Origin of the sequence: Bacillus sp. AFS053548, from assembly GCF_002575105.1 — a bacterium.
GTDB lineage: Bacteria > Bacillota > Bacilli > Bacillales > Bacillaceae_G > Gottfriedia.
On record NZ_NUHI01000086.1, the window covers coordinates 29,427 to 48,412 of the forward strand.

Here is an 18,986-nt window from a genome sequence, read left to right on the forward strand (position 1 = left end):
ATTAAGGGGGAGAAGATGATGACATTAGAAGAAGTTATGAAATCATTAGAGGAAATGGGAACTGAGCAAACGAAAAAAACTTTTTTGCGTCATGGTGCAAAGGAACCATTCTTTGGGGTTAAAATTGGTGATATGAAAAAGCTAGTTAAATATGTTAAAAAGGATCAGGAATTAGCATTATCACTTTTTCATACAGGAAATTCAGATGCGATGTATTTAGCTGGTTTATCAATTAATCCGAAATTAATGACAAAAGAACAGCTTCAAAATTGGGCGAAAGAAGCTTACTGGTATATGATTGCTGAAAGTATTGTAGGTGCTGTTGCAGCAGAAAGCCAGTATGCAATCGAATTAGCTAGAGAATGGTTGAAGTCAGATGATGAATTAATTGAAGATTGTGGATGGAGCACTTATAGTCATTATTTATCAATTGCATCAGATGAAGAGATTGATAAGGAAGAAGTTCGTGAATTACTTAATTATGTTGAAAAAAATATACATACTTCAAAAAATAGAGTTCGTTATACGATGAATGGGTTTGTAATTGCAGTCGGAAGTTTTGTACCAAGTCTTACAGTTGAAGCAATGATGGTTGGCCAAAAGATTGGAAAAGTCCACGTGGACTTAGGAGATACGGCTTGTAAGGTACCACTAGCAAGCGACTATATTGAAAAGGTCGAAGCGAAAGGAAAGCTTGGGGTTAAGAAAAAAACATGTATTTGTTAATTTGATAAGTCACCTATTTTAATAGGTGACTCATACTGCCCGCTAAACGCTCGCTTTCTTAGTTGCTTCGCCTGCCTGCGCGGTGCTCATTACCGTCAAAGGTAACTCCGCTCCTCAACAGGCTTCTCGCCTCGAAAGACAAGCGTTTGCAATCAGTCTGTAAATCAGGTTTTTAGGAGTTTGTCTACACACTCAGTCACCTATTTTAATAGGTGACTTTTTATTAGAAAGAAATGGGAGAAAACCATGATTATGAAATCAAATAGACTATATTTAAGAGAGCTTAAAATGGACGACCTAGGTTCATTACATAAACTTCAATCTAATGTGAATGTAATGAGATATATTACAAATCGTCCCAAAACATTAGAAGAAACTGAAAATGAATTAATTAAGATTCTTCAAATGTATAAGGAGAAAAATGCTAATTTTGAAGTGATGGCAGTTTGTAAAAATGAGACTAGTCAATTGATCGGAACATGTGCGGTTATAAAAAATGAAGCGGATGAGTTTGAAATAGGCTATCGATTAGCTGAAGAAGAATGGGGAAATGGTTATGGCTCTGAGATTGCTAGTTTAATAGAAGATTAATGTTTTGAAATTAGAAAGTTAAATTTTATAGTAGCTACCGTTGAAGCAAAAAACATATATTCAGTAAAGATCCTTGAGAAAAAAGGATTTAATTTATATTTAGAATCAATTGATGATGAAAATTGTGAATTAACTAAATATTATCGTAAAGACCGTCATAATTATTAGAAACCATCAAATTAAAAAGGAGAATCTAATGGACGTTAATATCCATTTTGATGAATATCATTTTGTTTCTACCCTCATTATTACGCTAGTAAATTATATTACTCTTGGCATTTTACTATTTTGGATTTATAGAACAAATGATTTGAAACCAGAAGTATGGAAGGCTATTATTGCAATGCTTATCGGTTTATTTGTCTTTAGTATTAATTTGAATTTTAATCAATACCGAATTGAAATACCAATTTTACCACTTGGATTTTGGATTTTGATGTGGATCTGTAAACGCAATGATAATCAGGAACGATGGGAAAAATATAGACGTTTTGCATGGGCTGGTTTTTTGATTAGGTTTTTCTTTTTATTTACAAGTTTATTGAAAATGTTGATCGATTCAGTTATTTATTCATAGTTAAAAGAATTTGTTTTCCACTCCAATAATTATTAAAATAAGATTAACGTGCATTTATTGGAGGAAAAGGATGAAACGAAAAACAATTCATAATGTACTTTCAGCTATAACGTTTTCCATTTTGTTAACGGGATGCAGTAACCAACAAGCTGAAACGAATAATACGAAGAACCATGAAAAACATGCTGAGCATATTCAAACAAGTGATATTAGAGAACAAACAATCAATAAAGAAACTTTACCGAAATTTTTAGGTGATAAAGAACACCAGATTCAACAAGTTTATATGGTGGCAGCACAGCATGCTGATTTACTTAAAAATATTCCATGTTATTGTGGTTGCGGTGAAAGTGTAGGTCATAAAAGTAATTTAGATTGCTTTATTCATGAAGTAAAAGATGATGGTTCAATCGTGTGGGATAGCCATGCAACTTCATGTATCAACTGTATGGAAATTGCCGTTGAATCAGCGAAATTACAGCAAGAAGGAAAAGCGCCGTTAGAAATTCGAAAAGTCATTGATAATAAATATAAAGATGGATATGCCAAGCCTACAAATACCCCTATGCCAAAAGAACAGGGATAAGACAAAATTAAAAGTCAGACAGTTACTGAGAAATTCCGGTAACTGTCTGACTTTTTTATTTATACGCTTATTCCTGTACAATGGCTCGATCAATCTTTGTAATTTCTTCATATAATGCTTGATGCTCTGTTTTGTAAGGAGGAGTTGTTCCTAATTTTTTTTCGATTAAAAAGATAAATATTACGGCTACTAAGCAAATTCCCCAAAAAAGATATCCGATTAGAGTCATTAAATTTTCTCCTTTTGTATGCATTACTAATCATTTCTTTATCATATGTAATATTCCTTTAAATTTTACAAATAATATTTTGACACATATGAACAATTACTCATATAATATATATATAGAAAACATATGAGTGGTTGTTCATGTATTCATAGGAGGACAGTTTATGATTGAAGAAAAAAAGAAAGTTGACGAAGTTTGTGATGAGGCTTGTCAACAAACGGTTATGCATGAGGATATAATTCTTTCAGTAAAAGGAAGCATGTTAAATATAGAAACATTAACAGGAGTAGCAGAACTTTTTAAAATTCTTGGAGATAAGACGAGAACGAGAATATTACATGCACTTAGTCAATCTGAGATGTGTGTATGTGACCTAGCTTATTTATTAGAAATGACTCAATCATCCATATCACATCAGTTACGTGTATTAAAACAGGCGCATTTAGTAAAAAATCGTAAAGAAGGTAAAGTAGTTTATTATTCGTTAGCAGATAGTCATGTTACACAAATTTTTAATCAAGCACTAGAACATATTTTAGAGGATTAATATAGGTGTTTCTTAAAGAGAGGAGTTGAGTTTATTGAGTAGGGGGCAAAGGCAAGTAAATAGTGAATTAAAATTAGAAGGTCTTGATTGTGCTAATTGTGCGATGAAGATTGAAAAAGGAATTTCCACACTTGAAGGCGTTGATGCATGTTCAGTAAATTTTGCAACTTTAACGATGACAATTACGACGAGTGAGGAACAAAAAGAATCAGTTATCGAGAGCGCTAAAGATAAAATTCGTGTATTAGAACCGCATATTAATCCTGTATCAAAAATGGATACAAAACTTGGGCAAGAAAAGAAACAGGGAATGAATGCTGAAACAAAAAAACTTATTGTTAAATTAGGAATTGGTACTGCTTTATTAATTTTAGCTCAATTACTTAATGTACCAACGCTCTTTCAATTGATTATTTTTATTGCTGCCTATTTAATAGCAGGTGCCGATGTTGTTTTAAAAGCGATTCGAAATATTTTTAGAGGGCAAGTATTTGATGAGAATTTTTTAATGGGAGTAGCTACAATTGGTGCATTTATTATTGGAGAATACCCTGAAGCTGTTGCGGTAATGCTATTTTATCAGTTAGGTGAATTGTTCCAAAGTATTGCAGTAAATCGATCACGGAATTCGATTTCGAAATTAATGGATATACGTCCTGATTATGCTAATTTAAAAAATGGTGACAAAACTGAACAAGTATCTCCTGAAAAGATTCAAATTGGTGATACGATCATCGTTAAACCTGGGGAAAGGGTTCCGTTAGACGGAATTGTAAAAAGTGGATTTTCAAGTGTTGATACTTCTGCATTAACAGGTGAGTCATTACCAAGAGAAATATTTGAAGGTGATGAAGTATTAAGTGGATTTATAAATGTTCAAGGTTTACTCGAAATTGAAGTCACAAAGGAATTTAATGAATCAACAGTATCAAAAATATTAGAACTTGTGCAAAATGCAACTAATAAAAAGGCTCCTACTGAAAATTTTATTACAAAATTTGCAAAGGTTTATACACCTATAGTTGTGATCACAGCAGCCATTATTGCAATCATTCCACCAATTATTATTCCAGGTGAAACACTTTATGATTGGGTATATCGAGCATTAATTTTCCTAGTTATTTCATGTCCATGTGCTCTAGTTGTTTCAATTCCTTTAGGATTTTTTGGAGGAATCGGAGCAGCTTCAAAATCGGGAGTATTAGTAAAGGGAAGTAATTATTTAGAAGCATTAAATGATTTGAAATATATTGTGTTTGATAAAACTGGAACGTTGACGAAAGGGCAATTCCAAGTAAGCTCGATTATACCTACTCGTGGTCATTCGAAAGAGGAGTTATTGGAATTAGCTGCTTATGGAGAGTTTTATTCTACCCATCCAATCGCATTATCAATTCGTCAAAAGTATGGTAAAGATATTGTTGAAGCAAAGCTATCTAACTATACTGAAATTGCCGGACATGGAATTAGCGTTACGATTAATGGAGATGCTCTGTTAGTAGGGAATTCAAGACTAATGGAAAGTCATTCAATTTTATATGAACCAACTAGAGAAGTAGGCACAACAGTTTATTTAGCAAAAAATAATCATTATATAGGATCAATTGTCATTGCAGATCAACTAAAAAATGATGCGAAAAAAGCGATACTAGAGCTTAAAAAAGTTGGAATTAAAAAAACTGTCATGTTAACAGGTGATGCTAACTCAGTTGCGAAAAGTATTGCCAAAGAATTAGGTATCGATGATATTTATTCAGAGCTTCTTCCACATCAGAAAGTAGAAAAGCTTGAATTGATAGAAAAAATAAAATCATCGAAAGAAAAAATAGCATTTGTTGGGGACGGTATTAATGATGCACCAGTTTTAGCACAAGCAGATATAGGTATTGCAATGGGTGGCATTGGTTCCGATGCAGCAATTGAAGCTGCTGATGTTGTATTAATGTCGGATGAACCTTCAAAAATTGTAGATGCAATTAAAATCGCTAAACGTACAAGACAAATTGTATGGCAAAACATCTTTTTTGCTTTAGCAGTGAAAGGATTTTTCTTATTACTAGGTGTAATCGGAATAGCTACAATGTGGGAAGCAGTAATTTCAGATGTTGGTGTTACAGTATTGGCAGTATTGAATTCGATGAGAGTACTTAGAAATAAATAAAGAAAAAAACTCAGACTAAACGAAATTAGTCTGAGTTTTTTTCTTATTTAAACAGAGCGTTTTCTTTTTTTGATAAAAAGGAAAATAAAAATGACCAATCCAATCGCTAATATTCCATAAATAATACTTGAGTACACATTCATATACTCAACAATCTTTTCCCAGGATGCACCGACTGATGCACCAACTAAAACTAAAATTGTATTCCATATTAATGAGCCTAAAGTTGTAAATAACAAAAAGATCCAAAAATTCATTCTAGCCATTCCAGCTGGTATAGAAATTAAACTACGTATTAATGGAATTAGTCTACAGAAAAAGACAGTCCAAACACCGTATTTTGAAAACCATTCGTCCGCTTTATGGACATCCTTTTTAGTTAAACGTAAAAAATGCCCCCAGCGATCTACGATTTTTTCTAACGTTTTTATATCTAGTAAAGTACCAATCCAAAAAAGTATGATTGCTCCAATTACTGATCCTAAAGTTGAAAAGAAAATAACACCTATTTTAGATAGTGAAGATTCTGTAGTCATGAACCCTCCAAACGTTAAAATTACTTCGGAAGGAATTGGAGGAAATAAGTTTTCTAATGCAATTAATAAAAAGATACCTAAATAGCCAAATGTATCCATCGTTTCAATAATCCAGTTTTGCATGAAATTACCTCAAGTTTGATTTTTATTTTTAAGAAATAATTAGAAATTTTTAATATTCCTTGTGAAAAAATATACTATGTAACTAGTGATTTAGGCAAGTAATTGTGAAACTTGTTCCAAAAATAGATTAAACAAACAACTAATAAAATGTAGATTTTATGTCAGGTGAACAATGGATTAAAATATTTTTTTGAAAGTCAGAGGATTTAGATCTGTTTATAGAGAATTAAAGTAGATTAATATAAAAGCAGAAATTAGATTTGGTTACAATACTTCTCCTAAATCTAAAGAAATGTAATTAGCTAATTAGGAATAATGTCTTAGTAAAAAAAGGAGGATGGACATGTTTAAGGTTCAAATAAGTGAGGATTTATCAATCAATTTATTAACATCTAAATATGCAGCAACATTAGTAGAGGCACTGAAGGAAAATCAAAACTCCTTAAAAGAATGGTTGATTTGGGCTGAAAATATTCCATTGATCGAGGATTATCAAAAATCGATTATACCTATGTGGCTACAAAAATTTGCAGATAATAATGGTTTTGAAGCGGGCATTTTTTATAAAAATGAACTAGTAGGTATGTTAGGATTACATTATATTGACTGGTCGAATCAAACAACTGAAATAGGTTATTGGTTAAGTGAACATGTACAAGGTAAAGGAATAATGACTCGTGCTGTAGAAGGTTTAGTTTCATATTGTTATGATGAGCTTAATCTTAATCGAGTTGTGATTAGAGCGGCTGTTGAAAATGGAAAGAGTAGGGCAATTCCTGAACGTTTAAATTTTAAACAAGAAGGTGTCCAAAGAGAAGCACAGCAAATTAGAGATAAGTTTTATGATATTGCTGTTTATAGTATGTTGAAAATTGAATGGAAAAAGTAAATTGATAAATTCGCGTTAGCTAAAAATGCTAACGCTTCAGACTGTTGACAAACGCTCGCTTTCTTCGTTGCTTCGCCTGTCTGCGGTGCTCATTACCGTCTAGGGTAACTCCGCTCCTCACCAGGCTTCGCGCCTCGAAAGACAAGCGCTTGCAATCAGTCTGAAAATCAAGTTTTTTGTATTTTTTCTACAAAAAGAAGCGTTAGCTAAAAATGCTAACGCTTTTTTATGGAGTAAAAATGATGGAGGTATAAAATAATGACTTATCATACAATCCTGTTTGATTTAGATGGTACATTGACGGATCCAAAGGTAGGGATTTTGAACTCGGTAAAGTATGCATTACAGAAATTGAATATAGCTATTCCATTAGAAGCAGAGCTTTTAAAATTTATTGGGCCTCCGATTCAACAATCTTTTTCTGAAATTTTTCAATTAAATGAAAAAGATAGAGTAAATGCAGTTCGTTTTTATCGCGAATATTTTTCGCAGAGTGGTATGATTGAAAATAATGTATATGATGGGATACGTGACCTTCTAAGCGATCTGCAAAAAGAGAAAAAAAGGCTATATGTAGCGACTTCAAAACCAACTATTTTCGCAAAGAAAATATTGAGCTATTTCCAACTCGATGAGTTCTTTGTTGATATTGTTGGAAGTGAACTAGATGGCACAAGAATCGATAAAGGCGAGATCATTGAGTATATTTTTGAAATGAATAATGATCTTTCTAAGGAAAATTCGGTAATGGTTGGGGATCGACTTCACGATATAAAAGGTGCAAAAATCGCTAATATTGATGCGATTGGTATAACTTACGGTTATGGAAGTGAGTTAGAATTAACTGATGCAGGAGCGAATGCAATTGTTAATAGTGTAGATCAGTTAAAAAGCGTGTTATTAAATGAGAGTAAGATAATGGTTTAATAATGAAGGAGGAGTTTGATTGAAGAGTGGAAAAATACATTATGCTTGGGTTATTTTAATTGTTACATTCTTATCCGTCATTATTGCTGCTGTAACAAATACGATGTCTGGAGTGATGATGATTCCTTTTGAAAAGGAATTTGGTTGGAGTAGAGCATCAATTTCTGGTGCGTTTGCGATTTGTATAACTCTTGTTGGATTCTCTGGTCCATTTATTGCTGGATTATATCAAAAGTTTAGTGTTAGAAAAGTATTGTTAATAGGTATGGGAACCTTATTAACTGCTATTTTACTAACAACGATTATGTCGCAAATTTGGCATTTATTTATCATTTGGGGAATCATTATTGGATTAAGTGCGGGGGCATTTTTGACGGTATTAAATGCGTATGTTGCAACAACATGGTTTGAAAAAAAGCGTGGTTTAGCGTTAGGTCTTTTGACCTCTAGTTCAGCAGCCGGTCAGCTTGTTTTCTTACCGCTTATGGCATATATTGTTGAACATTATTCATGGAGAAATGCCGTTTTAACCATATTTTCTTTTGGTGTTTTCATTTATGTTTTACTTTGGATTTTTATGAAGAATGATCCAGCAGATGTTGGGGTTTTACCTTTAGGGGCTGAAAAAAGTAATCAGAAGCAAGCGAACAATATTAATCCAGTGAAGGCAGCTTTTGATGGGTTAAAATTAGGTGCCAAATCGAACGTTTTTTGGTTATTAGCGGGAAGTTTCTTCGTTTGTGGCTTTTCAACTAGTGGTTTGATCGGTACTCATTTTATCTCACTTTGTATCGATTATGGATATAAAGAGGTGACGGCAGCTAGTATTTTAGCGTTCATGGGAATATTTAATATTATAGGAACGACTTTATCCGGATATATTTCCGATCGCTTTGATAATCGTTGGTTGTTATTTTGGTATTATGGTTTAAGAGGATTATCATTACTTATTCTTCCTTTTGCTTTGTCTACTAATTCAATCATTTATTTAAGTGCTTTTGCCATTTTCTATGGAATGGATTGGATTGCTACAGTTCCTCCAACTATTAAACTAGCGACGGATCATTTCGGTAAAGAGAAGGTAGGGGTAATCTATGGATGGATTTATACTGCCCATCAATTAGGTGCTGGAGCTGCAGCATATGGTGGAGGTTTAGTTTATTCTTGGTTAAATGCCTACCAATCAATCTTTATTGCAGCAGGTATCTTTTGTTTAGTTGCAACATTATTTGTACTTAATATTAAAAAAAGAGCGGTATTAAATCAAAATCTTTCTGCTTAGAAGGAAAATTAATAAAAAAATATTTAATAATTGAGGTAGAATTGATGACCTATCTTTATAAAATAACAAAAGATAAATATAAAATAATGCGCGAGAAAAATTGTTTTTGGGAAGGTAAGATCCGTAAAATTTGTGAGTTAGAAAAGGTGAATTATGAAAAGCTTACTCGATTTTCGTACGGTGGAAATATTGTTTTTAGTATAGATGGTGAAATTGTCATTAAATTATATCCTTCCTATGTGAATGACGAGTTCATAAAGGAGAAACAGGTTCTTGAGTTTTTAAACAGGAGAACGCTGTCCGTAGATGTTCCTAAATTAATTTCAACTGGTCAATTTGAAGGCTGGAGCTATTTAGTAATGAGTGAACTAAAAGGGACTCTTTTAATTGATGTCTTTGATGAACTGTCTTTTGAGGAGAAAAAGCAAATTGCGTTTGATTTAGGAAAAATAATAAGAGAAATCCATGACGCAACGATCTCAACAAAACAAGATGATTATGATTATTGGAAGCAATTTATTACGAATCAATTGGAGCAAGTAGAGAATCAGCATAAAAACAACGGAATGAATGATGATTTATTTACCCAATTAACAAGCTATGTAGAAGATAAAACATTGCAAGGAAAAGAACAAATCGTGCTATTAACTGGAGAATACACGCCATTTAATTTAATCATGAATAAAGTTGATGGTATGTGGAAATTTACTGGTTTAATTGATTTTGCTGATTGTTTTGTAGGAAACTCAAAATATGATTTACTTGGACCAATTGCGTTTATGTTTTATCCTTTTGAAGGACTAAATAAAATTTTTCTAGAAAGCTATGGTTATACGAATAATGAATTAAATGAGACCTTACAAAAAGAATTAATGACGTATTTATTACTACATCGTTTTAGTAATATTAGTTTCTATCAAGAAAAGTCCGAAGTAGCTAAGAAAGCTACTACATTAAAAGAATTAGAAAATATATTTTTTAATTTTAAATAATTAACAATAAAAAGTGCATCGGGAATGACTTGAATTAGTCAATTTCGATGCACTTTTGGTATTTAATTTAATGCAATTAAAAATTGATATAATTTAGCAGTCATAACATTCTTTTTAACAGCCGGATCATTTTGCATGATCTCCTCAGCTTGTTGTAAGCCTTCTGTATTTAAGATGACAATACCGAATTCAGCTTCTTCTGTTCTTCCTGCTAAAGATACTGTCTTTTCTTTATTTAAGTTTTGTAGATAATAAAAATGCTCTGATACAATATTTCGTTCTTCTTCCGTTGAATCATGTAAAAAAGTTGATCGAACTGGTTTTAAAACATAAATAAAGTTTTCCACTTAAGCCACATCCTATCATATATACGAGTTATTATTACTATTGAATCTGGTTAAATCCATTAGTTTTTCTCCATAATATAATTTAGGAGTGAAATATACAAATGCCATTTGGAGCAATATGTCTTAGGCTTTCAAGAGCAGAAGATGGAGTAAATATTGAATAGTTGGAGATTAATTGAAATCGATTAAACTATATATCGAGAAAAACTTGTCCGAAGTTGGGAAATATAAAATGAGGTGAATAAATGATGAATGACGATGAAAAATTAGACATGATCACAGAGGTAGTTAATCAAATAAATTCTTTAGTAACTAATGAGGATTTTAAAACTTATCCTAAAATGGAAATTCTTGAGTTAATTGAAGATGAAAATGAATATATGGTTCCTATTGGAAAATCTATTACATTTAATAAAAATGATAATAAATTACATTTTGATAGTGAAGATGGAGATGTAAACTACTTGGAGGAATTGAAAAAAGCAGATATTATCCCTCTTGAAGAAAAGTTAAAATCAATTTCAAAATATGACTCTACTCAAGGAATTTCTCGAATTTATTATTAATTAGAACAAAAGGTTTACAGTGGGCACAGGATGACTCCAAATAGATAGTTAAAGCTAAAAGAGGATAATAAAGACAGTCATAACTGTCCTTAAATTTAATAGTAATTTATAATTATACTAGTTATACTATAGCATGGAATGACGGAGGGATAGGGGGTCATTATGAAGGAAATAATTAGAGAAAAACTAAAACAAATAGAAACCGAACATGACGTAAAAATACTATTTGCAGTTGAGTCCGGTAGTAGAGCGTGGGGATTTCCATCTAAAGACAGCGATTATGATGTACGTTTTGTCTATGTTCATCGCAGAGATTGGTATTTAAGCATTGACCAAAAACGTGATGTAATTGAATATCCAATCAATGATTTACTCGACTTTAGTGGGTGGGACTTAAAAAAGGCACTTAATCTTTTTGCAAAATCAAACCCTGCCTTATTAGAATGGTTAAGGTCTCCAATTGTTTATCATGATGATTTAACGATTTCAGTAGAATTAAGAAAAATCGGTAATGAAATTCTTTCTAAAAAGGCGTGTATTTACCATTATCTCCATATGGCCAAAGGGAATTACCGTGATTATTTGCAATGGGAAGAAGTTAAGATTAAAAAGTATTTTTATGTTTTAAGACCAATTTTAGCATGTATATGGATCCAAAAATATAATGAAATTCCTCCAATTTTGTTTGAAGAACTTTTAGAGATGGAAGGGTTAGAAAAGGAATTTTTAGAAGAAGTAGACAAGTTATTAATCCGAAAAAAACAAGGTGAAGAATTAGATTTAGAGCCTAGAAAAAAAATATTAAATGATTTTATTGAAAATAAAATTCAGTTTTTTGAAGAGTATGTGAAGGGAATTACTGAATCAAACAAGGTGAATACTGAGAACTTAAACGAATTATTTCGAACTACAATTGAAGATTCATGGGAAAAATAGAATAGACTGCACACTTTTTGGGAAAAATTTCTTTGTATGTTAACAAAGAAATTGGAGTGTGAATGAAGTTGGCAAATTTAGAAAGTCTATTAAATCAACAACTTGCGAATTGGAATGTGTTATACGTAAAATTACATAACTATCATTGGTATGTAAAAGGACCGAATTTCTTTACTTTACATGAAAAATTTGAATTGTATTATGACGATGCAAAAGTAATGGTAGACGATTTAGGAGAACGTATTTTAACAATTGGTGCAAAACCAATTGCTACACTTCGTGAATACTTAGAAACGGCTACGATTAAAGAAGGGAATCATACGTTTTCTGCAGAAGAAATGGTATCTGATCTGATTAAAGACTATGAAAAAGTTGTACAAGAATCGCGTGATGTGATCTCGGTAGCAGAAGAAAGTGATGATCAAGAAACAGCGGACTTATTTTTAGGTAAGATTGCTGAAATTGAGAAGATGCTTTGGATGTTAAAATCTTTTCTTGGTAAATGAATAAATATTTAAATGGGTGAATTAACCAATTATTAAATATGATTGGTTAATTCACCTTTTTTTATTTTAACCGTTTTTTTCATCTTGCTTTTCAGTGTAAAACAGGTGTTTATAAGGGTTTTGATGGCACTTTAAAATTATTAATAAAAAAATTACCAAAAAAAACTAAAAAACTAATTGTATAATTATTTATATTTGTGTATAATCATTCATTATATAAGAATCTGAACTTCTAAAAAAAGGGGATGGATTTATGAGTAAAGTATTGAAAGAAAACCATGTAAAGAAAAATGGTTATATTCAAAAGACAAAAGGGAATGTTACAAAAGGGAATTTTAGCTCTGTAAAATGGTCGGATTTTAAAGGGGAAAATTTTCTTTCGATCAGTGAGTTTTCATCAAGTGAATTATTATTCTTACTTGAAAAATCATTAGAGATGAAAAATATGCAGAAGGCGGGAGAGGCACATCCTTATTTAAAAGACAAAGTACTAGGGATGATTTTTGAAAAGAATTCTACGAGAACGAGACTTTCATTTGAAATTGCCATGATGCAATTAGGCGGTCATGCAATCTTTATGAGTAGTAAAGATTTACAACTTGGTAGAGGCGAAACTGTTCATGATACATCGAAAGTATTTTCTCGTTATGTAGATGGGGTCATGATTCGAGCAAATACTCATGAGATGTTGACCGAGTTTGCTGAGCATTCGTCAATTCCAGTTATTAATGGTTTAACAAATCTACACCATCCTGCTCAAATCATGGCTGATTTCTTAACAATTCTTGAACATAAAGGTAGATTAAAAGGTTTGAAGATTGCTTATGTAGGAGATGGAAATAATAACATCTGCCATTCTTTAATTGAAGGTGCAGCTAAGTTAGGTGTTTATTTAACGATTGCATGTCCCGTTGGGTATGAACCGAATAAAGTTGTACTTCAATCGATGAAGCATGTTGCAAAAACAACTGGAAGTGTTATTGAAGTAGTGAATAATCCTGTAGATGGTGTAAGTAGAGCTGATGTTGTGATAACGGATGTTTGGACCAGTATGGGGCAAGAGGAAGAGACTGAAATTCGCTTAAAAGATTTTAGCCCGTATCAAGTAAATGATCACTTATTAGAAAACGCTAAAGATGATTATTTATTCATGCACTGCTTACCTGCACATAGAGGGGAAGAAGTAACAGCTTCGGTAATTGATGGTAAGCATTCGGTAGTATTTGATGAAGCTGAAAATCGACTTCACGCTCAAAAAGCGATCTTAGTTGCATTAATGGGTAGTTTATAATTCTAAAAATCTATTATATTTTTTAAAAATCTAATTGGGGGTAATAACATGGGAAATGAAAAAATTGTTTTAGCATATTCAGGTGGTTTAGATACTTCAGTTTGTATTAAATGGTTACAAGAGAAATATAACTACGATGTGATTGCACTTTGTCTAGATCTAGGCGAAGGGAAAGATGTTGAATCGGTTCGTCAAAAAGCGTTAAATTTAGGGGCAATTAAGTCATATATGATCAATGTAAAAGACTTATTTGCAAATGACTATATTGTACCGGCCCTAAAAGCGAATGCATTATATGAAGGAAAGTATCCACTATCATCTGCTCTATCAAGACCTTTAATTGCAAAATTATTAGTCGATGTAGCGAAGCAAGAAGGTGCAGTTGCAGTAGCACACGGTTGTACTGGAAAAGGAAATGATCAAGTTCGTTTCGAAGTTTCAGTAATGGCCTTGAATCCGAATCTTAAAGTAGTGGCTCCTGTTCGTGAATGGGGTATGACTCGTGATGAGGAAATTCAGTACGCACATGAAAATGGTGTTCCAATTCCGGTCGATCTAGATAATCCATTTTCAATTGATGCAAATATTTGGGGAAGAGCTTGTGAAGCAGGGGTATTAGAGAATCCATGGAATGAAGCACCGGAAGAAGCTTTTGATTGGACGAATGCCATTGAAAATACTCCGGATGTTCCTGAATATATTGAAATTGAATTTTCAAAAGGTGTACCTGTTAGCTTAAACGGTCAGCCTATTGATCTAGTTCAACTAATTGAACAATTAAATGTTCTTGGTGGAAAACACGGTGTTGGAAGAATCGACCATATTGAAAATAGATTAGTAGGCATAAAATCACGTGAAGTATATGAAAATCCAGCAGCGCTAATTTTAATCAATGCTCATAAAGAATTAGAGTTCCTTACATTGCCTCGTGAGGTGACAAATTTTAAAGTAAGTATTGAACAACAATTTTCTAAAATGCTTTACGATGGATTGTGGTATTCACCTTTAATGGGTGCTTTAGATGCGTTTGTAAATACAACTCAAGAAACAGTAAGTGGTATTGTTCGTGTGAAATTATTTAAAGGCACTCATACAGTAGTAGGTAGAAAATCGGAAACTAGTCTATATAATGAAGAGCTTGCAACCTATTCAAAGGGTGATTTATTTGATCATAATGCAGCAGTAGGCTTTATTAAACTGTGGGGATTACCAACAAAGGTTTATAGCGAAGTTACACAGAAAAATACAGTTTTAAGTAAATAAAATATAGGTTGGATGAAGGAGGCAGTTATGTCAAAGCTTTGGGGCGGACGTTTTACGAAGGAGACAAACCAATTAGTAGAAGAATTTACGGCATCAATTGAATTTGATCAAATAATGGCCAAGGAAGATATAGCTGGTAGTATCGCACATGCAACCATGCTTGGTGAATGTGGCATAATTGAAATCAATGAAGCTGAACTAATAATAGATGGTTTAAATAATATATTAAAAAAAGTTGAGAAAAATGAGGTTCAATTTAGTATTGAAAATGAAGATATTCATATGAATATCGAAAGCTTGTTAATTGAAGAAATTGGTCCTGTAGGAGGAAAACTACATACAGGGCGTAGTCGAAATGATCAAGTAGCAACGGATATGCACCTTTTTTTAAAAAATAATACGTCCTCTATTATTCATTTAATTGAAGAAGTTCAAAATAAAATCGTTACGCAAGCAAAAAAGCATGTAAATACAATTATGCCTGGGTATACGCACTTACAAAGAGCACAGCCTGTTTCGTTTGCACATCATTTACTTGCGTATTTTTGGATGCTTGAGCGTGACAAAGGCCGATTCAAAGATAGTTTAAAACGAGTGGATATTTCTCCATTAGGTGCAGGTGCGTTAGCTGGAACTACATTTCCAATTAACCGTCATCGTACTGCTGAATTACTTGGTTTTAGCGATATCTATCATAATAGTTTAGATGCAGTAAGCGATCGTGATTTTATCGTAGAGTTCCTTTCTGATTCGTCATTACTTATGACACATATTTCTAGACTATCAGAGGAATTTGTCATTTGGTCTAGTCAAGAATTTCAGTTCATTGAATTAGACGATGCTTTTTGTACCGGCTCTAGTATAATGCCACAGAAAAAAAATCCAGATGTTCCAGAATTACTTCGAGGTAAAACAGGGAGAGTTTATGGAAGCTTAATCGGGTTATTAACAGTTTTAAAAGGACTTCCTTTAGCATATAACAAGGACATGCAAGAAGATAAAGAAGGTATGTTTGATACTGTTTATACTGTTGTAGGAGCACTTCAATTACTTTCGGGAATTATCGATACTATGAAAGTAAACGAAAATCGTATGTATGAAGCTGTTAAAAATGATTATTCAAACGCTACTGACCTTGCTGATTACTTAGTTAGAAAAAATATTCCATTCCGCCAAGCTCATGAAATCGTTGGAAAAACGGTTCTATATGCTATAGAGAATCATAAATTTCTTGGGGAATTAAATCTTGAGGAATTTAAGATGATAAATGAAGTGTTTGAAGAAGATATTTATCATACATTAAATCCAAAAACGGTTATGGAAGCAAGAATTAGTGAAGGTGGAACTTCTACAAATGAAGTCTGGAAACAAATAATGAAAGCAGAAGAGTGTTTAAGCTATACAACAAATATGGTATAATTTACTATTTAAGAACGTCCAATCTATTTGGACGTTTTTTTGTGCTTCTAATTAATAATTTTCTATTCATTATGCAAATACTAGAAGTAGTTACTAAAAAAAGGTAGGTATTATATGAGTAAGCAAGAAAAAAGTAGGGTATTTAGAGCATCAGAAGGAATTGCACATGCCGTGTTTGTCATGATTGGGATCGGTTCTTTACTTGAGAGTATTGGGAAAATTTTTCATTTTGAATCTTTAATGACTATCGGATTTTCAACTAAGTTATTAATGGCACCAGCTATTGGAGCAGGTATAGCCGTTTTATTAGGTTCAAGTACGTTAATCATTTTTTCTGCAATGGCAGCTGCAATAATCGGTTCCGGGGCGTTATTAATGGTAGATACGGTAATGACCATTAAGATGGGTGAACCAGTAGGAGCATTATTATCAGCTTTAGTTGCAATTCTGATTGGAAAAGCTGTTCAAGGTAAAACGAAATTAGATTTAATGGTTGTGCCTTTACTGGCCATCTTAATTTCAGGTTTAGTTGGATTATATTTATCAAAATGGATTTCTCCGATCTTAATAGCGGTTGGGAATTTTATTAAAGTTTCAACAGAAGGTTCGCCAATTATTGCTTCAATTGTATTAGCAGTGGTTTGGGGAATATTAATTGTTTCTCCTGCTTCCTCTGCTGCATTAGCAATTGCTTTGAATTTAGATGGATTAGCCGGCGGGGCCGCATTGGCGGGATGTGCAGCGCAATTTGTGGGATTAGCAGTTATCTCTGCACGAGAGAATGATCCAGGAAGTATCCTTGGTTTATTAATTATCACACCTAAGTTACAGCTACCCAATGTAACCAGGAATATTAGGATACTTATACCAACCATAGTTGCAAGTGCCGTGGCTGGACCGATTTCTGCATTCTTATTTCATATTGAAGCACCAAAAGAAATTGCCGGTTTAGGATTATGTGCACTTGTTGCACCAATGAATTTATTAGCTACCTATGGAAGTGCAGTTATTATACCGATGATTGTTACATACATATTAGTACCTGGGATTGTTTCATATATTGTGTACATATTCTTAAAACAAGCAAATATGATTAAAACTGGAGAGTTGAAAATATTATAAATAGAAAAATGAGTACTAAATAAAGTACTCATTTTTCATTGTATTGTCATTTTAATAGGTTACACTTTTATCGATCCACAATAGTTTTAGTAAACCTATTCCTATAAAAATAATGCCTTGTGCTAGATTGATAATTGTAGAAGATTTCTCATTTTGTAACAATTTTTCACCAAAGCTGCCTGCAAAAATCGCTATAATTGAAAATACAATGAGAGTGAATACCATAAAAGTTACACCTAAAATGTTGGTGGAAAAGCGATTATAAATCCAGGAATAAAGATTGGACATAATGTTGTGATCGCTTTTGGTTTTCGTTGTAACAAAAGATGTTCCTGACAATGTAGTTGTTGGAGGAGAAGGAAAAGTCTTTTTTAGGAAAGCTCAGCGAGTATGTATTTCTTTTGATGCGGGAAATGGAGGGCTATATGATTTATTTTTTTATTTGTATATTACTAGGTGTTCTGCTGTTAGTTTATATGTTCATAGAGGCTCATCAAAATATAGTAAGAAAACATGAATTTTCTTTTTCAAATGCTCCTCTTGAAAAGCCAATTAGACTATTTTTTATTTCAGATATTCATAGAAGAAAAATACATTCTTCTATTATAAAGAGAATGTCTAACCAAGTTGATCTTGTCATAATTGGTGGTGATCTTTTAGAAAAAGGAGTGCCTCTAAAAAGAATTGAACAAAATATTCAAAAACTAAGTAGTCTTGGGGAAGTATATTTTGTTTGGGGAAATAATGATATCGAAATCGAAAAGAAGGATATAGAGACTATATTTACTAAATGGAATGTAGTTGTATTGAAAAATTCATCTATTACGGTTAATCATTTACAAAAAGAATGGACATTAATCGGAGTAGATGATTTGAAAACTGGGCATGTGGATCTTGATCTTGCCTTTCAAGGTGTAAAACAAAATGCATTTAAGCTTTTAGTTAGTCATAATCCAAGAATTTTGAAATTATTAAAGAAGGAACATGGGGTATCACTTGTTTTAAGTGGTCATACTCATGGAGGGCAAATAAGAATTTTTGGATACGGTCCTTATGAAAAAGGTAAAACGCATGTATATGATGGGATGACTCAAATTATAAGTAATGGTTATGGAACGACTACTATACCACTTAGATTAGGTGCACGTCCTGAAACTCATTATATTGAGATTAAGAGTATATAGTCATTAGAAAAAAAGAGATGCATTTGTATCTCTTTTTTTAATTCCAAAAGTTTTTTATAAGTTTTTCATTGATAAAAAATATAAACAAAAGATATATGTAAAAATTTGGTTAATTAAAGAATTGTAATATTTATTTACGGATATTTCAACCTTTGATTTTTTTGGATAAAATGCAAAATTCCCCCA

Annotated in this window: 21 protein-coding genes and 2 pseudogenes; 19 read left to right on the forward strand and 4 right to left on the reverse strand. The window is 32.4% G+C overall.

Features of this window, described 5'->3' with window-relative positions; genetic code table 11:
* Positions 1-18 precede the first annotated feature (18 nt).
* The 4 genes from CN946_RS22260 (at position 19) to CN946_RS22275 (ending at position 2,480) form a co-directional block, all read left to right on the forward strand.
* The gene (locus CN946_RS22260; protein WP_098863029.1) at positions 19-726 is read left to right on the forward strand and encodes a DNA alkylation repair protein; all 708 of its coding nucleotides are present in this window, start codon (positions 19-21) and stop codon (positions 724-726) included.
* A 252-nt stretch (positions 727-978) separates the two neighbouring features.
* Positions 979-1,317, forward strand: a complete 339-nt coding sequence (locus CN946_RS22265; protein ID WP_176547415.1) for a GNAT family N-acetyltransferase — start codon at positions 979-981, stop codon at positions 1,315-1,317.
* Positions 1,318-1,513: 196 nt separating this feature from the next.
* The gene (locus CN946_RS22270; protein ID WP_098863031.1) at positions 1,514-1,894 is read left to right on the forward strand and encodes a hypothetical protein; all 381 of its coding nucleotides are present in this window, start codon (positions 1,514-1,516) and stop codon (positions 1,892-1,894) included.
* Positions 1,895-1,964: 70 nt separating this feature from the next.
* Positions 1,965-2,480, forward strand: a complete 516-nt coding sequence (locus tag CN946_RS22275; RefSeq protein ID WP_098863032.1) for a PCYCGC motif-containing (lipo)protein — start codon at positions 1,965-1,967, stop codon at positions 2,478-2,480.
* A 67-nt stretch (positions 2,481-2,547) separates the two neighbouring features.
* Here CN946_RS22275 and CN946_RS23630 read toward each other — a convergent pair whose 3' ends face one another.
* Positions 2,548-2,709 carry a hypothetical protein gene (locus tag CN946_RS23630; RefSeq protein WP_176547416.1) on the reverse strand — a complete coding sequence of 54 codons (162 nt, stop codon included), beginning with the start codon at positions 2,707-2,709 and terminating at the stop codon, positions 2,548-2,550.
* A gap of 163 nt (positions 2,710-2,872) precedes the next feature.
* Between CN946_RS23630 and CN946_RS22280 the strand changes: the two genes are divergently transcribed.
* Positions 2,873-3,256: an ArsR/SmtB family transcription factor gene (locus tag CN946_RS22280; protein ID WP_098863033.1), complete on the forward strand. Its 384-nt coding sequence runs from the start codon at positions 2,873-2,875 to the stop codon at positions 3,254-3,256.
* Positions 3,257-3,329: 73 nt separating this feature from the next.
* Positions 3,330-5,417, forward strand: a pseudogene (locus CN946_RS22285) (heavy metal translocating P-type ATPase); the annotation flags it as partial.
* A 47-nt stretch (positions 5,418-5,464) separates the two neighbouring features.
* Here the strand turns inward: CN946_RS22285 and CN946_RS22290 are convergent.
* Positions 5,465-6,076 (reverse strand): DedA family protein, encoded by a 612-nt coding sequence (locus CN946_RS22290; protein WP_098863035.1) that lies wholly within the window; start codon positions 6,074-6,076, stop codon positions 5,465-5,467.
* 343 nt (positions 6,077-6,419) lie between these two features.
* On the opposite strand from CN946_RS22290, the gene CN946_RS22295 reads away from it, so the two are divergent.
* The 4 genes from CN946_RS22295 (at position 6,420) to CN946_RS22310 (ending at position 10,166) form a co-directional block, all read left to right on the forward strand.
* Entirely contained in the window at positions 6,420-6,965 is a 546-nt protein-coding gene (locus tag CN946_RS22295; RefSeq protein ID WP_098863036.1) for a GNAT family N-acetyltransferase, read from the forward strand.
* A 258-nt stretch (positions 6,966-7,223) separates the two neighbouring features.
* A complete protein-coding gene (locus CN946_RS22300) occupies positions 7,224-7,892 on the forward strand; it encodes an HAD family hydrolase (RefSeq protein ID WP_098863037.1) in 669 nt (222 codons plus the stop codon).
* 19 nt (positions 7,893-7,911) lie between these two features.
* Entirely contained in the window at positions 7,912-9,174 is a 1,263-nt protein-coding gene (locus CN946_RS22305; RefSeq protein ID WP_286134025.1) for an MFS transporter, read from the forward strand.
* Between the two features lie 146 nt (positions 9,175-9,320).
* Positions 9,321-10,166: an aminoglycoside phosphotransferase family protein gene (locus tag CN946_RS22310; RefSeq protein ID WP_218012670.1), complete on the forward strand. Its 846-nt coding sequence runs from the start codon at positions 9,321-9,323 to the stop codon at positions 10,164-10,166.
* Positions 10,167-10,228: 62 nt separating this feature from the next.
* On the opposite strand, the gene CN946_RS22315 is transcribed toward CN946_RS22310, so the two are convergent.
* Entirely contained in the window at positions 10,229-10,513 is a 285-nt protein-coding gene (locus CN946_RS22315) for a YciI family protein (protein WP_098863039.1), read from the reverse strand.
* 245 nt (positions 10,514-10,758) lie between these two features.
* On the opposite strand from CN946_RS22315, the gene CN946_RS22320 reads away from it, so the two are divergent.
* The 7 genes from CN946_RS22320 to CN946_RS22350 all read left to right on the forward strand — a co-directional run bounded on the left by CN946_RS22320 (position 10,759) and on the right by CN946_RS22350 (position 17,616).
* Positions 10,759-11,079: a hypothetical protein gene (locus tag CN946_RS22320; protein WP_141546964.1), complete on the forward strand. Its 321-nt coding sequence runs from the start codon at positions 10,759-10,761 to the stop codon at positions 11,077-11,079.
* Positions 11,080-11,241: 162 nt separating this feature from the next.
* Positions 11,242-12,015, forward strand: coding sequence for a nucleotidyltransferase domain-containing protein (locus tag CN946_RS22325; protein ID WP_098863041.1), 774 nt, complete (start codon positions 11,242-11,244; stop codon positions 12,013-12,015).
* Positions 12,016-12,077: 62 nt separating this feature from the next.
* Positions 12,078-12,521 carry a Dps family protein gene (locus tag CN946_RS22330; protein ID WP_025672058.1) on the forward strand — a complete coding sequence of 148 codons (444 nt, stop codon included), beginning with the start codon at positions 12,078-12,080 and terminating at the stop codon, positions 12,519-12,521.
* Positions 12,522-12,774: 253 nt separating this feature from the next.
* The gene (argF, locus tag CN946_RS22335; RefSeq protein ID WP_098863042.1) at positions 12,775-13,812 is read left to right on the forward strand and encodes an ornithine carbamoyltransferase; all 1,038 of its coding nucleotides are present in this window, start codon (positions 12,775-12,777) and stop codon (positions 13,810-13,812) included.
* A gap of 48 nt (positions 13,813-13,860) precedes the next feature.
* On the forward strand, positions 13,861-15,075 hold the full coding sequence (locus tag CN946_RS22340) for an argininosuccinate synthase (RefSeq protein ID WP_098863043.1): 1,215 nt from the start codon (positions 13,861-13,863) through the stop codon (positions 15,073-15,075).
* Between the two features lie 27 nt (positions 15,076-15,102).
* On the forward strand, positions 15,103-16,494 hold the full coding sequence (argH, locus tag CN946_RS22345) for an argininosuccinate lyase (RefSeq protein ID WP_098863044.1): 1,392 nt from the start codon (positions 15,103-15,105) through the stop codon (positions 16,492-16,494).
* A 114-nt stretch (positions 16,495-16,608) separates the two neighbouring features.
* Positions 16,609-17,616 carry a PTS sugar transporter subunit IIC gene (locus CN946_RS22350; RefSeq protein WP_098863045.1) on the forward strand — a complete coding sequence of 336 codons (1,008 nt, stop codon included), beginning with the start codon at positions 16,609-16,611 and terminating at the stop codon, positions 17,614-17,616.
* A gap of 51 nt (positions 17,617-17,667) precedes the next feature.
* Here CN946_RS22350 and CN946_RS23635 read toward each other — a convergent pair whose 3' ends face one another.
* Entirely contained in the window at positions 17,668-17,841 is a 174-nt protein-coding gene (locus CN946_RS23635) for a hypothetical protein (protein WP_176547417.1), read from the reverse strand.
* 18 nt (positions 17,842-17,859) lie between these two features.
* Between CN946_RS23635 and CN946_RS23940 the strand changes: the two are divergent.
* Positions 17,860-17,971 (forward strand): annotated as a pseudogene (locus CN946_RS23940) (acetyltransferase); the annotation flags it as partial.
* 70 nt (positions 17,972-18,041) lie between these two features.
* On the forward strand, positions 18,042-18,800 hold the full coding sequence (locus CN946_RS22355; RefSeq protein ID WP_286134026.1) for a metallophosphoesterase: 759 nt from the start codon (positions 18,042-18,044) through the stop codon (positions 18,798-18,800).
* Positions 18,801-18,986 lie beyond the last annotated feature (186 nt).

Coding starts and splice junctions, on each gene's coding strand:
- CN946_RS22275 (WP_098863032.1), top strand. CDS start 1,965: ATGAAACGAAAAACAATTCATAATGTACTTTCAGCTATAACGTTTTCC.
- CN946_RS22295 (WP_098863036.1), top strand. CDS start 6,420: ATGTTTAAGGTTCAAATAAGTGAGGATTTATCAATCAATTTATTAACA.
- CN946_RS22330 (WP_025672058.1), top strand. CDS start 12,078: ATGAAGTTGGCAAATTTAGAAAGTCTATTAAATCAACAACTTGCGAAT.
- CN946_RS22265 (WP_176547415.1), top strand. CDS start 979: ATGAAATCAAATAGACTATATTTAAGAGAGCTTAAAATGGACGACCTA.
- CN946_RS22350 (WP_098863045.1), top strand. CDS start 16,609: ATGAGTAAGCAAGAAAAAAGTAGGGTATTTAGAGCATCAGAAGGAATT.
- CN946_RS22270 (WP_098863031.1), top strand. CDS start 1,514: ATGGACGTTAATATCCATTTTGATGAATATCATTTTGTTTCTACCCTC.
- CN946_RS23635 (WP_176547417.1), bottom strand. CDS start 17,841: ATGGTATTCACTCTCATTGTATTTTCAATTATAGCGATTTTTGCAGGC.
- CN946_RS22320 (WP_141546964.1), top strand. CDS start 10,759: ATGATGAATGACGATGAAAAATTAGACATGATCACAGAGGTAGTTAAT.
- argF (WP_098863042.1), top strand. CDS start 12,775: ATGAGTAAAGTATTGAAAGAAAACCATGTAAAGAAAAATGGTTATATT.
- CN946_RS22340 (WP_098863043.1), top strand. CDS start 13,861: ATGGGAAATGAAAAAATTGTTTTAGCATATTCAGGTGGTTTAGATACT.
- argH (WP_098863044.1), top strand. CDS start 15,103: ATGTCAAAGCTTTGGGGCGGACGTTTTACGAAGGAGACAAACCAATTA.
- CN946_RS22300 (WP_098863037.1), top strand. CDS start 7,224: ATGACTTATCATACAATCCTGTTTGATTTAGATGGTACATTGACGGAT.
- CN946_RS22325 (WP_098863041.1), top strand. CDS start 11,242: ATGAAGGAAATAATTAGAGAAAAACTAAAACAAATAGAAACCGAACAT.
- CN946_RS22260 (WP_098863029.1), top strand. CDS start 19: ATGACATTAGAAGAAGTTATGAAATCATTAGAGGAAATGGGAACTGAG.
- CN946_RS22280 (WP_098863033.1), top strand. CDS start 2,873: ATGATTGAAGAAAAAAAGAAAGTTGACGAAGTTTGTGATGAGGCTTGT.
- CN946_RS23630 (WP_176547416.1), bottom strand. CDS start 2,709: ATGACTCTAATCGGATATCTTTTTTGGGGAATTTGCTTAGTAGCCGTA.
- CN946_RS22355 (WP_286134026.1), top strand. CDS start 18,042: ATGATTTATTTTTTTATTTGTATATTACTAGGTGTTCTGCTGTTAGTT.
- CN946_RS22290 (WP_098863035.1), bottom strand. CDS start 6,076: ATGCAAAACTGGATTATTGAAACGATGGATACATTTGGCTATTTAGGT.